This window comes from Ligilactobacillus sp. WC1T17, from assembly GCA_900110005.1.
Lineage (GTDB): Bacteria > Bacillota > Bacilli > Lactobacillales > Lactobacillaceae > Ligilactobacillus > Ligilactobacillus ruminis_A.
Genome location: FOCC01000007.1, coordinates 46,317 through 61,755 on the forward strand (window position 1 = coordinate 46,317; position 15,439 = coordinate 61,755).

Here is a 15,439-nt window from a genome sequence, read left to right on the forward strand (position 1 = left end):
TTAAAAAAACCCCCTGATATTTACGCAGGGGGCCCGTAGTTAGTGTGAGGAAATGTAGTAGAGCGCTAAAGAGAGCGCAAAAAATACAATTCCTAAAACTGTCGTAACTTTTTGCATAAACGCTTCAAAACCACGGGGCTTTTGTTTGCTGAACAAATCAGCTGCGCCACCGGATAAAGCGGTTGAGGCGTTATCGGTTTTGGCTGGTTGCATCATGACAGCAATGATAATCAAAACTGAAACGATCATCAAAATTGTTAACAGTGTATTGTACAAGGAAGTACCTCCTTACCCGCTTTGGTAAACTATATCTACTCTAATTTAGCATATATTGACGCAGATTTCCAGTTAATTATTACATCTGCTTAGCAATATGATTAATTTGTTGCCTTACTTTGGCCAATCGTTGGTGTACTGTTAAAATAACCAAAATGTCGCCGCCGCGAATCACCGTATCACCGTGGGGGAGAAGCTCATTTTCGCCGCGTCTAATCGCAATTAACAATGCTTCTTTAGGCCATTTAACATCCCGCACCTGCTTATTTTCCAGTAAAGATCCGACAAAAACCGGTATTTCGAGTCTGTCTTTAAATTCGCCGTGAATTTTAATTTCGCCTTTATCGGCTATCAAACCACTCAGCATTGCTTCATAAATGGGACGTCCATGCAAAAGATCAACCACACAATAAGCGATTAAAGCAACCACAGCCAGCGGCATCAAATGTTTAATGGAACCAACCATTTCTGTGACCAGTAAAATAGCTGTAAACGGTGCCTTACAAATGCAGGCAAAATAGCCAGCCATGGCGTAAATAATGCAATTAACAATTAAGCTTGAAGCCAGCAAATGAAAATCAGCCAGCAAATGTCCATAAAAGCCGCCCAAAACAGCCCCTAACGTTAAAATCGGCAAAAAAATGCCCCCAGGGAAACCTGACCCAAATGAAATCGTTGAAAAAACAAGCCGCAAGACAAATAAGCCTAATAAAACAATTGTCGCAGGTACCTGTTGGCCTAAAGACACAATAAGCGCATTTCCACCACCAATAATATCAGGCCATTTTAAGCCTATGGGGATAACAAGCACCAGCGGAATAATTCCATGCAGATTGCGGGGAAAAGGCACTAGCTTTTGATAAACTTTTGGAATAGCTAAAGTCATTTTTTCATATAGAATGCCTAAAACACCTAATAAAATTCCCAGCAAGATCAAGTAGCCATAATCTACTAGAGGAAAAGAATAATTATAGGCCATATGCAAAACCGGTGTCATTCCAAAGAAATAAAGTGATACTAAATTAGCAGTTACCGCAGCTGACAAAGCTGTCGTCCATACCAGCGGTGAAAAATTATGATAAACTTCTTCAGCCACAAATAAGGCAGCCGCAATTGGCGCATTAAAAGCTGCGGAAAGTCCAGCTGCTGCTCCTCCAGCAATCATCGCTCTTAAAGAAGCACCCTTCAGTTGCTTAATTTCTCCAAAGGCTTGACCGACATTGGCGCCTAATTGAATCGACGGGCCTTCCCGCCCTAAAAAAAGTCCTGACCCGATGGCTAAAATACCACCAACCCATTTGCGCCATAAAACTTTTTGCCATGATAATTCTAATTCACCGGCTAATTGGCCTTCGACTTGTGGAATACCTGATCCGCTGATGTTAGGTTCAGCCTTAACTAAACGAGCATTAATCAGCCACACCAGCAGATAAAAAACACCTAAAGCTAAAAGCCACCAAGGTTTTGTAACCCCCGCTTTATAGACTATTTTAACGACTGCTAACAGGTTTTCAATGGCTAACCTAAACAAACTAACCACTATCCCTGCCAAAACACCAACCAATGCCCCTTGGATGATGTATTCAAACCTTGTCGTATCCAATTGCAGTTTTTGCATAAAATCCCCCACACTAAAAAATATGTAAACAAAATAAGGAACCTTAAAGATAAGGTTCCTTATTTTGCGGATTTAAATCCGAATAATCAGTCAATCAACTAATTACTTTTCTTCAATTGCTTGGCGTGCTTGTTCGCTCAAGTTGTAGAAGGATTGGATACCCTTGTATTGAGCAACATTTTCACCTAATTGATCTTCAATGCGCATCAATTGGTTGTACTTAGCAAGACGGTCTGTACGGCTCATAGAACCTGTCTTGATTTGGCCTGCGTTTGTAGCAACAACCAAGTCAGCAATTGTAGTATCTTCAGTTTCACCAGAACGGTGTGAAACAATAGCTGTGTAACCAGCTTCCTTAGCCATTTCGATAGCTTCCATTGTTTCAGTCAAAGTACCGATTTGGTTAACCTTGATTAAGATTGAGTTTGCGCAACCCATGCGGATACCCTTTGCAAGGTATTGTGTGTTTGTAACGAAGAAGTCGTCACCAACAAGTTGAACCTTCTTGCCAAGTTCAGCTGTGATTGTTTGCCAATCTTCCCAGTTGTTTTCGTCGATAGGATCTTCGATTGAAACGATTGGGTACTTAGCAACTAAGCCTTCAAGGTACTTGATGAATTCTTCAGTTGTGAATTCTTCTTTTGTAGACCAGCGAAGAACGTACTTGCCCTTTTCTGCATCCCAAAGTTCTGAAGAAGCAACGTCAATAGCAATAGAAACATCTTTACCTGGCTTGTAACCTGCAGCTTCGATAGCCTTGATTAAGTATTGCAAAGGTTCTTCGTTGTTAGCAAAGTCAGGTGCGAAACCACCTTCGTCACCAACAGAAGTTACCTTGCCATCAGCACCAAGCAAGTTCTTCAAGTTATGGAATGTTTCTGAACCCATACGGATTGCTTCCTTAACAGTCTTAGCACCAACAGGCATAATCATGAATTCTTGGAAGTCAACCTTGTTATCTGAGTGTGCACCACCGTTGATAACGTTCATCATTGGTGTTGGCAATACGTGAGCATTGAAACCGCCAATGTAGTTATACAAAGGAATTTGCAATTCATCAGCAGCAGCACGAGCAGCAGCGATAGAAACAGCTAAGATAGCGTTAGCACCGAGCTTGCCTTTGTTAGGTGTGCCGTCCAAAGCAATCATAGCCTTATCGATAGCAACTTGGTCTGTTACTTCGTAGCCAACGATTTCTTTAGCGATGATGTTGTTAACATTAGCAACAGCTTTTGTAACGCCCTTGCCCATGTAACGAGACTTGTCGCCGTCACGCAATTCAACAGCTTCGTGTTCACCTGTAGAAGCACCGGAAGGAACGATACCACGACCGAATGCACCTGCTTCAGTGTAAACTTCAGCTTCAACTGTTGGGTTACCACGTGAGTCTAAGACTTCGCGAGCATAAATTTCTGTAATTGCAGACATAAATTATTACTCTCCTTTAAGTTAATTGACTTGAGACTTAACGTCTTCAGTCATATTTTATCTGTTTTTCCTTGCAGTTGCAAATAATTTTGCTAACTGCGCTTAATTTTTACTAGTCCTTAAAATGAACCAATTGCAAGTATGATTCTGGAACTAAGGAAGCACCGCCGACAAGACCGCCATCGATGTTTTCTTTTGCCATTAATTCCTTAACGTTAGCTGGTTTTACAGAACCACCATATTGGATACGAACTTTGTCAGCAACTTCTTGGCTGTAAAGACCTGCAACTGTCTTACGAACAACAGCACAGATTTCTTCAGCTTGATCAGCTGTAGCAGTCTTACCAGTACCAATAGCCCAGATTGGTTCGTAAGCAATTACCAAGCTAGCTACTTGATCTGCTGTTAAGCCAGCTAAAGCAGCCTTAACTTGACCTGAAACCCATTCTTCAGCCTTGCCGGCTTCACGAGTTTCCAAAGATTCACCACAGCAGATGATAGGTGTCATGCCGTTAGCAAAGATAGCCTTAGCCTTCTTATTGATATCTTCATCTGTTTCGTGGAAGTAATCACGACGTTCTGAGTGGCCGATGATAACGTAATCAACGCCCATTTCCTTCAAAACTTTTGGTGATGTTTCGCCTGTAAAGGCACCTTCATTTTCAAAATAGCAGTTTTCAGCAGCTACTTTAAGTTCAGAACCCTTAGCATTTTCAAGCAAAGCAGGGAGGTCAACTGCAGGAGCAGCAATAACTGATTCAACTTCTGATGATGCTGGTAATTGGTCCTTAACAGCTTTAACAAATTCAGCTGTTTGTTCAGGATTCATGTTCATTTTCCAGTTACCTGCAAGAATTGGTGTACGCACTTATAATCATCCTTTCAGGAATTAATTGCCGCCTGAGCGGCGAGAAATTTTAGTTATTAAATTATTTGTCAGAAACAGCAGCAACGGCTGGTAAAGTCTTGCCTTCAAGGTATTCAAGTGATGAGCCACCACCAGTAGAAACATGGCTGAACTTATCAGCGATACCTAATTGCTTAGCAGCAGCAACAGAGTCGCCACCACCAACGATTGTTGTAGCATCTTCCAATGAACCGATGAACTTGCCAAGTTCCAAAGTACCCTTAGCGAAGTTAGGCATTTCAAAGACACCCATAGGACCATTCCAAACAACAGTCTTAGCATCTTTCAAGTTTTCCTTGAACAATTCAATTGACTTTTCGCCAACATCAAGAGCCATGTAGCCATCAGGAATGTCGCCTTCAACAGTCTTGTAGTTAGCATCGTTAGCAAACTTGTCAGCAACAACGTTATCGATAGGCAATACCAGCTTGTCGCCAGCTTTTTCCATCAATTCTTTAGCTAATTCAACTTTGTCATCTTCAACTAATGAGCTACCTACAGCAATGCCCTTAGCCTTGTAGAATGTGTAAGTCATACCGCCGCCGATGATAACTTTGTCAGCTTTTGATAATAAGTGGTTGATAACACCAATCTTTGATGAAACCTTTGAACCACCCAATACAGCTACGAATGGACGTACAGGGGCGTCAACAGCATCACCCAAGAACTTGATTTCCTTTTCCAACAAGAAACCAGCAGCTGCAGGCTTGCCTTCAGCCTTCATTGCTTCAGAAATACCAACGTTTGAAGCATGTGAACGGTGTGCTGTACCAAAAGCATCATTAACGAACATATCGCCAAGTGAAGCCCAGTATTTGCCAAGTTCAGGATCGTTGCCAGATTCCTTCTTGCCGTCTAAGTCTTCGAAACGAGTGTTTTCGAACAACAATACGTCGCCATCTTTCATGTTAGCGATAGCTTCTTCTAATTGAGCACCGCGAGTTACAGGAACAAATGTTACAGGCTTTTCCAATAAGTCTGATAATTTTTGTGCAACTGGACGCATTGTCAATTTTTCTTTGTCTTCTTCAGTCTTAACACGACCTAAGTGTGAGAACAAGATTGCCTTGCCGCCGTTTTCAATAACGTACTTGATAGTTGGCAATGCAGCAACGATACGGTTGTCGTCACCAACAACGCCGTCCTTAACAGGAACGTTGAAGTCAACACGGATTAAAACTTTTTTGTCTTTAACATCTAAATCTGAAACAGTAAGTTTAGCCATGAAAGAAAAACCTCCAAAATTTTGAGATACTAATAGATATAATAAAAGGCGGAGGGAGCTGCCTCCCCCCGCCTCAAACAACCTGCGAAAGCAAGTTAATGATTTTAGCCTAAGCTAGTTATTAAAGCATGCTTGCAAATTTTTCCAATGTACGGATCATTTGAGCAGTGAAGCCTGATTCGTTGTCGTACCAAGCAACAGTCTTAACAACTTGGCCTTCACCTTCACCAACAACTTGTGTTTGTGTTGGGTCAAATACTGAGCCAAATTCTGTACCGATGATATCGGATGATACGATACCGTCAGCGTTGTAACCGAAGGATGCGTTGCCTTCTGTAACTTTCTTAACAGCAGCGTTAACTTCTTCAACAGTTACTTCTTTGTTAAGAGTTGTAACTAATTCTGTCAAAGAACCTGTGATAACAGGTACACGTTGTGCATGGCCATCAAGCTTGCCGTTAAGTTCTGGGATAACCTTACCAACAGCCTTTGCAGCACCTGTTGAGTGAGGAATTGTGTTTTGAGCAGCAGCGCGAGCGTTACGTACGTTACCCTTGCGATCTGGACCATCTTGAAGTTTTTGTGTTGCTGTGTAAGCGTGGATTGTTGTCATTGTACCAGCTTTGATACCAAATGCATCGTTAACAGCCTTTGCAAGAGGTGCCAAGCAGTTTGTTGTACATGAAGCAGCAGAAACGATCTTGTCTTCTGGAGCCAATGTGTCATCGTTAACACCGTAAACGATAGTCTTCATGTCGCCGGCTGGAGCGGAAACAAGAACCTTCTTAGCACCAGCATTGATGTGTGCTTGTGCCTTTTCTGGTGATGTGTAGAAACCAGTTGATTCAAGAACAAGGTCAACGCCGTCGTTCTTTACCCAAGGAATGTTGTTTGCATCTGCTTCTGCGTATACAGGAATTTCCTTGCCGTTAACAACAAGTGCGTTTTCTGTTGCGGAAACTTCGCCGTCAAATTGACCATGAGCTGTATCGTACTTCAACAAGTGTGCTAACATAGCTGGTGAAGTCAAGTCGTTGATAGCAACAACTTCCAAGTCCTTAGATGTTGCAGCAATACGACGGAATGCCAAACGACCGATACGGCCAAAACCATTAATACCTACTTTAGTAGTCATAACTAAAATTTCCTCCTTTAGGAAATAAAAATTTATTTTAAAAAGTAGCAAGTCCTAAAAAGGATACTACTCTTTTAAAATCGTCTTTGCAGCACCTTCGTCAGTAATCAAACACGTCTGACGCGGTGCATGTTGCATGTAAGCTGCAATTGCCTTAGCTTTATTTTTGCCACCGGCAACAGCAATTACACAATCCATTGAAGTGAGATCTTCAAGCTGCAATCCGATTCGGGGAATCTTGAAAACAACTTGGCCCGACTCATCGAAAAAATAGCCAAACGCCTCGCCAACAGCCCGGCGTTCTTTTAAAAGAGCTACTTGTTGTTCATTCATTGACCGGCGGGCAGCCATATGCATGGCATCTCCGATACTGTGAACTACAGCATTGCTTCGTTTAATCAGGTCAACAACTTCTTGAACCGCTGGCTCTTGCAGCAAAGTCTTAAAAGTCGTCTCACTTACCTGCTCTGGCACATAGAGCGACCGGCTTTTCCCGCCGGTGCAAAGTGCCATCTGAGCACAAACATTATTAGCTTGAATATCAACACGCTCACCTAATCCGCCCCGGGCTGGGACAAATAAAAGTTCACGATTACGAGAAATTTCAGGATTTAAACAACTGGCAACTTGTGCCATCGTTGTACCACCCATCGCCGCAATAATATTCTTGCCCATAGGAAGAGACGTCCGCAAAGTTTCTGTGACCATCTTTCCCATTGAATCGACCACTTGCTTATCATTGTCACAGTCACCTGCCACAACAAAGCAGCGCTCAATTTTTAACTGCTTGCTAAGCCGCTTTTCTAATTGTTGAACCCCCAGCAAAGAATCCATAAAAGAAGCTAAGCCCAAAATCGTCTTGCGACCCTTATCCGTAAGAATCATTCCCGACTTGGTTGAGGAAATAAGATCAAACTTGCGTAAAGCATCAGTTTCAGTCCGAAGCATTCTTTCACTCATGCCCAAGTCTTGTGCCAATGATCTACGTCCAACCGGCTCATTCCAAGCAATATTTTGCAATATTGTGTAACGACCATTGACAACCTCAATCATATCTGGAACGACATTTTCGATCCATTCAATCTCTTGGTGCATTTCAAGTCTCTCTTTCTTGCGGGACAATTTTTTGTCCGATGGGGTCACCAAACGACCCAGTAAGTTAGATAAAAGATTATCATCAATTGTCCGTAAACAATTAACAACACTCCTTCATCACACTTTGAATTATATCAGTTAGCTTCTTTTTTTGCAAGCCATAATGCTTCTAAATTTCTTTAAAAAAAGCGTTAAAAGCTTAGATAAAACTAAATTTATACCATTTTTTCCGAACATTAATAAATACAATTGCTGTTTGTTTTTGAAAATTCGAACAAGGGATATATTATAAAAAAGAAAACGTTTTAAGCAGGAACATTGCTGTTTTTCAAAAAAATCAGTAGCGTTTTCTTTTGCTTGATGGTGCTATTTTGAGTTGTTCACGGTATTTAGCCACTGTCCGGCGGGACACTTTTAGCCCCTCAGCACTTAAAAGGGTAACAATTTTTTGGTCTGAAAGCGGATGGTGCTTATCTTCTTGCTCAATCAAGGCCTTAATCTTCTCTTTTACTCCATCACTTGTAATCTCACTTCCAGACGCACTGTGGTAAGCCACAGCTTGTGAAAAGAAGTGTTTCAATTCAAAAACACCCTGATTGCATAATAAATATTTACCATTGACCGCTCGGCTGATAGTTGATTCATGCATCTGCAGTTTTTGGGCAACATCCCGCAATAAAAAGGGTTTTAAATTGGCATCATCATTGAGGAAAAAGGCCGCTTGCTTTTCAATGATGGCTTCACCGATTTTTAAAATCGTCTGTCCGCGCATCGTAACATCTTCTAAAATTTTGTGGTAGTCTTTGCGTTTTTTTTCCAAATAAGCCAGCAAATCTTTATCAGCAGCTTTTTTTAAATCTTCATAATATTCATTTTTAAATCTGATTTGAGGCTGATTTTCCCGTGTCAAAGCGATATTTAACGTGCCATGCTCTTTTGTGACCACCAAATCAGGTTCAATATAGCCGACCTTTTCTTGGCTATAAGCTGCTCCCGGTGCCGGTGACAAGGTACGCACATAATCTAAGATGCTTTGTATTTCGCTTAAGGTAATTTGATATTTTTTAGCTATTTCACCCCAATTACGTTCTGTGAAGGCTTTAAAATCGTTACTCAAAATGTCTTCAGCTTGAGCAGGCGCATGTTCATCATATTGAATTTGCAAAATGAGACATTCTTGCAGATTACGCGCCCCTACCCCAGGCGGGTCGAGCTGCTGCAATAACGTCAGCGCATCAAGCATAACTGTTTTATCAATTTTTTCAGTTTTAATAAGCTTATTTAAATCAATATTCAAATAGCCATTAGAATCCAGTAAAGATATCAAATAGATGACTAATTCTTTGATAGGGGTATCCCGCATGGTTAAATTGACTTGATCCATTAGATAATCAAAAAGCGATTGACTCTTAGTTTCAATTAAATCAGACCAATCAGGCGGACTTGCCAGCAATGTCTTCTTTTCTTTAAAAGTCCAAGCAGCTGTCATAAAAGGATTTTCTAAAGCGGCATTCGCTAAAAAATCATGCAATTCTTCGGTATTATATTTCAATACCTGGATCGATTGCTGCATTTGCTGTGAAATTTTTAAAGTTTGAATTTGCTGTTGTTGTTGACCTAACCCTTGCTTTGCAAACATTTACTCACCCTTTTCTTAAAAAAACACTTGAAATCAATTAATATTTATTCTATACTTAACTAGTACGCACCGCTAGTGTAATGGATCGCACGCAAGATTCCGGTTCTTGTAATCTGGGTTCGACTCCCAGGTGGTGCATATATTCTCATTATATAATATGTCCTGGCAGATGTCAGGATTTTTTTTTTGCCCAAAAGCGAAGTAAAATGTTTGACCATTTTTGACCTATGCGTTAAACTAGTATTGAAGTCGTCCGAGTGCTAGACTTAAGATGTAAACAATTTAAGGAGGAATGGCTATGAATTTAGTTCCTACAGTTATTGAACAATCCGCTCAAGGTGAACGTGCCTATGACATTTATTCCCGCCTATTAAAAGACCGTATCATTATGGTTTCAGGTGAAGTTACTGACGATATGGCTAACGCTGTTATTGCCCAACTGCTTTTCTTGGATGCCCAAGATTCTGAAAAAGATATCTATATGTACATTAACTCACCGGGCGGTTCTGTTTCAGCCGGTTTAGCAATTGTTGATACCATGAACTTCGTATCTGCTGATGTGCAAACAATCGTTATGGGGATGGCAGCTTCCATGGCTTCAATTTTTGCAACTTCTGGTGCTAAAGGCAAGCGTTTTGCTTTGCCTCACTCAGAAATCATGATTCACCAACCATTAGGCGGTGCTCAAGGCCAATCAACTGAAATCCAAATTGCCGCTGAACATATTTTGCGGACCCGCAAATTAATCAACGAAATGTTGGCTAAAGGTTCTGGCCAACCAATCGAAAAGATTAATCAAGATACAGAACGCGATAACTTCATGACGGCTCAAGAGGCTGTTGATTACGGCTTGATTGACGGTATCATGGAAAACAAAAAGAAGTTAAACTAGTTAACTAAACTATAAAAAAGATGCTCTAATTTAATTGGAGCATCTTTTTTTAGACAATTTCTTGTCCAAGTCGTAATTTTTTCGCATAATCATTTAATTTGCGCAATCGGTGATTAACCCCTGATTTTGAAATAGGACCACCTGACACCAGTTCGCCCAACTCTTTGAGCGAAACTTCCGGGTGGGCCATCCGCGCTTTCGCAATATCTTGTAATTTCACCGGCAATTGATTTAACCCAATTTGTTCATCAATATACTTAATATTTTCAATCTGCTTATTAGCTGCATCCGCCACTTTATTAAGATTAGCATTTTCACAGTTAACAATCCGATTGACAGAATTGCGCATGTCGCGCATAATCCTGATATCTTCAAACTTAAGCATAGAGCTGGTTGCTCCGATTAAAGACAAAAAATCAGCAATTTTTTCAGCTTCTTTAAGATAGGTAATGTAGCCGCTGCGTCTTTCGGTCGTCCGCGCATTTAACCCATAGCGGTTCATCATTTCACAAATCGTATTATTGTGATCTTCATATAATGAATAGATTTCCAAATGATAGCGGCTGGTTTCGGGATTATTGACGGATCCAGTTGCTAAAAAAGCTCCCCGCAAGTAAGACCTAACTTTGGCATCATCATCCAAAAAAGTCAAAGGAACCGTTTCTTTCAGCTGAAAACCATTCAAGATATCTAAATCTTTCAAAACATAATCACTGCCAGTCTTCAACCGTACAATATAGAGGTTATTCTTTTTTAATTTCATTTTACGCCGAACCAGCAGTTCACTTTCAACGTCATAAAACTGCTTCAATAAACGATAAATTCGTCTAGCAGTAGCGGGGTTCTCGGTTTGAACACTCAAAACAAATTTATGGTTGATAAGACTAATTGAGCCATTCATGCGAATCAAAGCCATCAATTCAGCTTTGGCATTGCCGAAATGGACTTCTAAAGTGGTAAGTTCTTTTTTTACCTCGCTTGCGTATGACAAAAAATCCCTCCTTTAATTGCTTTCATTTTCACGCCATGATTGCGGACGACCCGTTAACCGCATTAATTCGTCAACAACTTGATCGCCATTATGAAATACGCCATGATTTCTTAATTTCAAAAAATTATCTGAAATAACCCGACAGCCCTGCTCACGTAAAGCTTTAAAGTCGTGACGCACTTGATATAAATATTCATCATATTTTTGGCGGTCTAAATAGTCTTTTGGCACCGGTTCTGTATTTACCAGCACAGTATCAATAAATGGCTGGCCTAAATGCTCATGCAGCACTTTAATATGGTCTGCATCACTAAAATGTTCCGTCTCGCCTTTTTGCGTCATAATGTTGCAAATATAAACTACTTCGGCTTTGGTTTGGCACACCGCTTGACCAACATTTTCAATCATTAAATTAGGCAAAATACTGGTAAACAAACTGCCTGGGCCTAAAACAATTTGGTCTGCCTGCATGATAGCATCAACAACTTCTTGTTTAGCCCGAGGTTTTTCGTGCTTAGCTGAACTGACCCAAACCCGTTTGATGGTTTTATTGGCTGCCGAAATTTCTGCTTCACCCATTTGTGTAGTACCATCACTGAATTCGGCATTTAAGGTTAATGGTTTATCCGATGCCGGGTAGATATGGCCGTCAACTTGCATAAACTGGCTTAACATCTGCACCGCATCAAAAATACCGCGATTATCCATTTCAGTTAAAGCAGCAATTATTAAATTGCCGATTGCGTGCCCCGAAAAGAAACGATCATCCGATGCAAACCGATATTGAAAAACCGCTTTAACTATTTCAGGCATATCAGATAAAGCCACTAAGACATTGCGAATATCACCAGGCGGCACCACATTGATATAGTCGCGAATAACGCCAGAAGATCCGCCATCATCAGCTACAGTCACTACCGCTGTGATATCGGCATTTCTTTTTTTGAGACTTTTTAAAATCACCGGCAACCCCGTTCCGCCTCCGATAACGACGATTTTGGGGCGCCGCTTATTTTTTAATTTCATCATGACCTATTCACTGTTTCCTTTCGCTTCTTCATATCACGATGGTAAATATTCACATTATAAGCATCCGCTTTTAAATCCAGACCAATTCGCTGTGCAATTGCTACTGAGCGATGCTGCCCACCGGTGCAGCCAATAGCAATTGTTAAACTGCTTTTGCCTTCGTCAATGTAGCCCGGAATAATAAAGCGCAGCATCGCAATAAACTGTTCATAAAAATGAGCCGTTTTTTCTGACTGCATAACATAATCATAAACACCTTGATCAAGCCCTGTCTTTTCCTTTAAAGCTGCCACATAGTATGGATTAGGTAAGAAGCGCACATCCATAACCACATCTGCATCAATTGGAATCCCATATTTAAACCCAAACGACATCACATTAATATGGAAAGTTGTATTTTCACTTGCTTCAAAATTATGGAAAATTTCTTCCCGTAATTGCCGCGGCGCTAAATTACTCGTATCAATCACCAAGGTAGCTTTGGATTTGATTTCTTCTAACAATTCCCGTTCGCGGTTAATCCCGTCTAACACACGCCCATCCATCGCCAATGGGTGGGACCGCCGTGTTTCCTTGTAGCGTGCCACTAATTCTTCGTTAGAAGCATCCAAGAAAAGAATCTTAGCACTGATACCATTTTCATCTTCTAAATTGCGAATCATCTCAACGACAGCTTCATAAAAGGCTCTTGATCTTAAATCGATGACTAAGGCAACTTTTTTTATCTTGCCTGATTCCTTGACAAGTTCCCAAAATTTATCCATCAAAGCCGGCGGCATATTGTCAACACAAAAATAACCTAAATCTTCAAAACTTTGCATGGCTACAGTCTTGCCGGCACCGCTCATGCCAGTTACAATAACTAATTGCATTGCATCTTGCATTATCTTCACCTCTCAAAAAACATACTTACTATATTATAGCATATCCTCTAGGCGCTTAAAAAAGATACGCTTAACAAAAAAATAGCTGGGAAACCCAGCTATTTTAAACCTCTTCACCAAAAATTTTAATTTTCATTTTTAATCCTGTCGGTGTGGTTGCCAAACCGCCTAGACCGGTTTCTCGCAACTGCATTGGCATTTTTTCACCAATGCGCCGCATCGCACCAATAACTTCATCAGCGGGAATCTTATTTTCAATCCCTGCTAAAGCCATGTCACTGCAAGCCAGAGCATTCACTGCTCCGGCTACATTGCGCTTCACACAAGGAATTTCTACCAAACCAGCTACCGGATCGCACACCAAGCCTAGAAGGTTGCTTAAAGCCATCGCAAAAGCTTCACTGGCCTGCTTAGGCGTACCACCACAAACTTCAACCGCAGCGGCGGCGGCCATCGCCGAAGCACTACCGACTTCGGCCTGACATCCGCCCACTGCACCGGCAATCATAGCGCTATTTGCAGTTACCAATCCAAAAGCACTGGCCGTAAATAAAAATTGAATCATCTGTTCTTCAGTTAAATCAAGCTTTTCCTTGATTGAAAATAAAACCCCAGGGATGGTGCCGGATGATCCGGCTGTAGGTGTTGCACAAATAACTCCCATGGCAGCATTGACTTCATTGGTCGCCAGCGCATTTTGCACAGCTAATAAAACATCATCACCAGACAAGCCCAAACCTTGTTCGCGATATTTGCGCATTTTAACGGCATCACCACCGGTCAACCCCGTGGGCGAATGCACGCCTTCTCCACTAGCGCCGCGCTTAGCTGCTTTTTGCATCACGTGCAATTGGTGTTTCATCTTGTCCCAAACTGCTTTGCGGGAAGCTCGTTCAAAATTCATCTCAGTACGAACCATGAGTTCCCAAATAGGCAGGTTTAATTCATCGCATTTTTTCAAAAGTGAAGCTACTGTTTGATACATGGTCACACCTCTATAAACATACTAATTCATGCGTCAATTGCGCAATTTCGGCTAAAGCATCTTGGTTAGGCTTTTTATCTAATTCAACTTCTAACAAGCAATGCTCCGCCTTGACACTTTGACTGGTGCGCTTAATCACCACATCATCTGCTTGCAGGCGTTGTTCAATCAGTTCCTGCTGACCATCTTTAATCCAGCATAAAACCATTGGCAAAGGTCCTTTTGGTGAAAGCTCATGCCCATCTAACTTCAATCCTCTGATTTCAATCGTGCCGCCCCCAATCGAGCAGCCGGCAATTTGAATCTTTTTGTTTTCATTTTCCAAGGTAATAATCGCCGTGTTGGGATGGTGAATGGGACTTTTGGTCCGATGTTCGATAAATTTAACCTTAATCCCGCCTTCTCTAGCAATTTTAACTGCCTGAGAAACCCTTAAATCAGCGGTACCCATCCCTAAAATGCCGGCAACAATCGCAAAATCAGTTCCATGTCCGCGATGCGTTTGGGCAAAGGATTCATAATAATCAACTGTAATTTTGGTTATTTTTTGAGAAAAAAGCTTGTGAGCCACGTGCCCAATAGCAACTGCCCCGGCAGTATGGGAACTGGAAGGTCCCACCATTACAGGGCCAATAATATCAAAAACACTTTTATAATTTCCACTCATAATTTTTCCTCTATCAACTTTTTCAAATAATTTTAATGTAACACTTCTTAGCCGTAAAAGCCAACGCATTTGAAAAAATTAATCCATTTTAATTAACCTTTAAATATCAAAAAGAGGCTTTTAAAAAGCCCCTTTTTGTCACTTTTAATCAACTACCTTACGTTCAAAAGGATCAGATGAAATGCCCTCAGATAAAATCTTTTGGCACCATTCTTGGGCTGAAAAGAGGGAGTGGTCGCGATAGTTGCCGCAACTCTTAATATCTGTTCCTTGAACATCATCCCAAGTAGCATTCACAATATCTTGCAAAGCTTTTTTCAAAGCTTTAGCTACTTCAACGGTATCATGTTCACCCCACATGATTAAATGGAAACCAGTCCGACAGCCAAAAGGTGAGCAGTCAATGACACCCGTCAAATAGTCACGCAAGTAACCGGCTAACATATGTTCAATGGTATGCAGACCAGCAGTTGGAATAGCATTTTCGTTTGGCTGGACTAATCGTAAATCAAAATTTGAAATCTTATCGCCCTTAGGCCCTTCTTCAACAGTAATTAGCCGCACGTATGGTGCTTTAACAGCGGTATGATCCAGAGTAAAACTTTCAACTTCTGCCATAACAATCATCCTTCCCGAATTATCTCTATATCGAATATACCATTTTTTAA

General features: G+C 41.1%; 15 protein-coding genes and 1 tRNA gene. 2 read left to right on the forward strand and 14 right to left on the reverse strand.

From position 1 onward, the window contains the following. Nucleotides 1-39 precede the first annotated feature (39 nt). The 8 genes from secG to rpoN all read right to left on the reverse strand — a co-directional run bounded on the left by secG (nucleotide 40) and on the right by rpoN (nucleotide 9,323). Nucleotides 40-276 (reverse strand): preprotein translocase subunit SecG, encoded by a 237-nt coding sequence (secG, locus tag BMX26_RS05585; RefSeq protein ID WP_075530481.1) that lies wholly within the window; start codon nucleotides 274-276, stop codon nucleotides 40-42. A gap of 79 nt (nucleotides 277-355) precedes the next feature. Beyond that, entirely contained in the window at nucleotides 356-1,894 is a 1,539-nt protein-coding gene (locus BMX26_RS05590; protein WP_075530482.1) for a ClC family H(+)/Cl(-) exchange transporter, read from the reverse strand. A gap of 102 nt (nucleotides 1,895-1,996) precedes the next feature. Next, nucleotides 1,997-3,322 carry a phosphopyruvate hydratase gene (gene eno, locus BMX26_RS05595; RefSeq protein ID WP_075530483.1) on the reverse strand — a complete coding sequence of 442 codons (1,326 nt, stop codon included), beginning with the start codon at nucleotides 3,320-3,322 and terminating at the stop codon, nucleotides 1,997-1,999. Between the two features lie 112 nt (nucleotides 3,323-3,434). Next, complete coding sequence (gene tpiA / locus BMX26_RS05600; RefSeq protein WP_075530484.1) at nucleotides 3,435-4,190, reverse strand: triose-phosphate isomerase; 756 nt, start codon at nucleotides 4,188-4,190, stop codon at nucleotides 3,435-3,437. Between the two features lie 61 nt (nucleotides 4,191-4,251). Further along, on the reverse strand, nucleotides 4,252-5,454 hold the full coding sequence (locus BMX26_RS05605) for a phosphoglycerate kinase (RefSeq protein ID WP_075530485.1): 1,203 nt from the start codon (nucleotides 5,452-5,454) through the stop codon (nucleotides 4,252-4,254). Between the two features lie 121 nt (nucleotides 5,455-5,575). Further along, nucleotides 5,576-6,589, reverse strand: a complete 1,014-nt coding sequence (gene gap, locus BMX26_RS05610) for a type I glyceraldehyde-3-phosphate dehydrogenase (RefSeq protein WP_075530486.1) — start codon at nucleotides 6,587-6,589, stop codon at nucleotides 5,576-5,578. 66 nt (nucleotides 6,590-6,655) lie between these two features. Continuing rightward, a complete protein-coding gene (locus BMX26_RS05615; protein WP_075530487.1) occupies nucleotides 6,656-7,684 on the reverse strand; it encodes a sugar-binding transcriptional regulator in 1,029 nt (342 codons plus the stop codon). Between the two features lie 337 nt (nucleotides 7,685-8,021). Then, nucleotides 8,022-9,323 carry an RNA polymerase factor sigma-54 gene (gene rpoN / locus BMX26_RS05620; protein ID WP_075530488.1) on the reverse strand — a complete coding sequence of 434 codons (1,302 nt, stop codon included), beginning with the start codon at nucleotides 9,321-9,323 and terminating at the stop codon, nucleotides 8,022-8,024. 66 nt (nucleotides 9,324-9,389) lie between these two features. Between rpoN and BMX26_RS05625 the strand changes: the two genes are divergently transcribed. Continuing rightward, a tRNA-Arg gene (locus tag BMX26_RS05625) sits at nucleotides 9,390-9,461 on the forward strand. A gap of 160 nt (nucleotides 9,462-9,621) precedes the next feature. Further along, nucleotides 9,622-10,215 (forward strand): ATP-dependent Clp protease proteolytic subunit, encoded by a 594-nt coding sequence (locus tag BMX26_RS05630; RefSeq protein WP_075530489.1) that lies wholly within the window; start codon nucleotides 9,622-9,624, stop codon nucleotides 10,213-10,215. A 49-nt stretch (nucleotides 10,216-10,264) separates the two neighbouring features. On the opposite strand, the gene whiA is transcribed toward BMX26_RS05630, so the two are convergent. The 6 genes from whiA to BMX26_RS05660 all read right to left on the reverse strand — a co-directional run bounded on the left by whiA (nucleotide 10,265) and on the right by BMX26_RS05660 (nucleotide 15,389). Next, nucleotides 10,265-11,206, reverse strand: a complete 942-nt coding sequence (gene whiA / locus BMX26_RS05635) for a DNA-binding protein WhiA (RefSeq protein ID WP_075530490.1) — start codon at nucleotides 11,204-11,206, stop codon at nucleotides 10,265-10,267. A 12-nt stretch (nucleotides 11,207-11,218) separates the two neighbouring features. Beyond that, a complete protein-coding gene (locus BMX26_RS05640; protein ID WP_075530491.1) occupies nucleotides 11,219-12,235 on the reverse strand; it encodes a gluconeogenesis factor YvcK family protein in 1,017 nt (338 codons plus the stop codon). Continuing rightward, on the reverse strand, nucleotides 12,232-13,119 hold the full coding sequence (rapZ, locus tag BMX26_RS05645) for an RNase adapter RapZ (RefSeq protein WP_075530492.1): 888 nt from the start codon (nucleotides 13,117-13,119) through the stop codon (nucleotides 12,232-12,234). Before rapZ ends, BMX26_RS05640 begins: the two co-directional genes overlap by 4 nt. 103 nt (nucleotides 13,120-13,222) lie before the next feature. Beyond that, nucleotides 13,223-14,104, reverse strand: a complete 882-nt coding sequence (sdaAA, locus tag BMX26_RS05650; RefSeq protein ID WP_075530493.1) for an L-serine ammonia-lyase, iron-sulfur-dependent, subunit alpha — start codon at nucleotides 14,102-14,104, stop codon at nucleotides 13,223-13,225. 10 nt (nucleotides 14,105-14,114) lie between these two features. After that, nucleotides 14,115-14,771: a serine dehydratase beta chain gene (locus BMX26_RS05655; RefSeq protein WP_075530494.1), complete on the reverse strand. Its 657-nt coding sequence runs from the start codon at nucleotides 14,769-14,771 to the stop codon at nucleotides 14,115-14,117. A gap of 144 nt (nucleotides 14,772-14,915) precedes the next feature. After that, a complete protein-coding gene (locus BMX26_RS05660; protein WP_075530495.1) occupies nucleotides 14,916-15,389 on the reverse strand; it encodes an S-ribosylhomocysteine lyase in 474 nt (157 codons plus the stop codon). Nucleotides 15,390-15,439 lie beyond the last annotated feature (50 nt).

Excerpts from the sequence above, each read along its gene's own strand:
- BMX26_RS05590 (WP_075530482.1), bottom strand. The coding sequence starts at position 1,894 with ATGCAAAAACTGCAATTGGATACGACAAGGTTTGAATACATCATCCAA.
- eno (WP_075530483.1), bottom strand. The coding sequence starts at position 3,322 with ATGTCTGCAATTACAGAAATTTATGCTCGCGAAGTCTTAGACTCACGT.
- BMX26_RS05605 (WP_075530485.1), bottom strand. The coding sequence starts at position 5,454 with ATGGCTAAACTTACTGTTTCAGATTTAGATGTTAAAGACAAAAAAGTT.
- gap (WP_075530486.1), bottom strand. The coding sequence starts at position 6,589 with ATGACTACTAAAGTAGGTATTAATGGTTTTGGCCGTATCGGTCGTTTG.
- BMX26_RS05615 (WP_075530487.1), bottom strand. The coding sequence starts at position 7,684 with ATGCACCAAGAGATTGAATGGATCGAAAATGTCGTTCCAGATATGATT.
- rpoN (WP_075530488.1), bottom strand. The coding sequence starts at position 9,323 with ATGTTTGCAAAGCAAGGGTTAGGTCAACAACAACAGCAAATTCAAACT.
- BMX26_RS05630 (WP_075530489.1), top strand. The coding sequence starts at position 9,622 with ATGAATTTAGTTCCTACAGTTATTGAACAATCCGCTCAAGGTGAACGT.
- BMX26_RS05640 (WP_075530491.1), bottom strand. The coding sequence starts at position 12,235 with ATGATGAAATTAAAAAATAAGCGGCGCCCCAAAATCGTCGTTATCGGA.
- rapZ (WP_075530492.1), bottom strand. The coding sequence starts at position 13,119 with ATGCAAGATGCAATGCAATTAGTTATTGTAACTGGCATGAGCGGTGCC.
- sdaAA (WP_075530493.1), bottom strand. The coding sequence starts at position 14,104 with ATGTATCAAACAGTAGCTTCACTTTTGAAAAAATGCGATGAATTAAAC.
- BMX26_RS05655 (WP_075530494.1), bottom strand. The coding sequence starts at position 14,771 with ATGAGTGGAAATTATAAAAGTGTTTTTGATATTATTGGCCCTGTAATG.
- BMX26_RS05660 (WP_075530495.1), bottom strand. The coding sequence starts at position 15,389 with ATGGCAGAAGTTGAAAGTTTTACTCTGGATCATACCGCTGTTAAAGCA.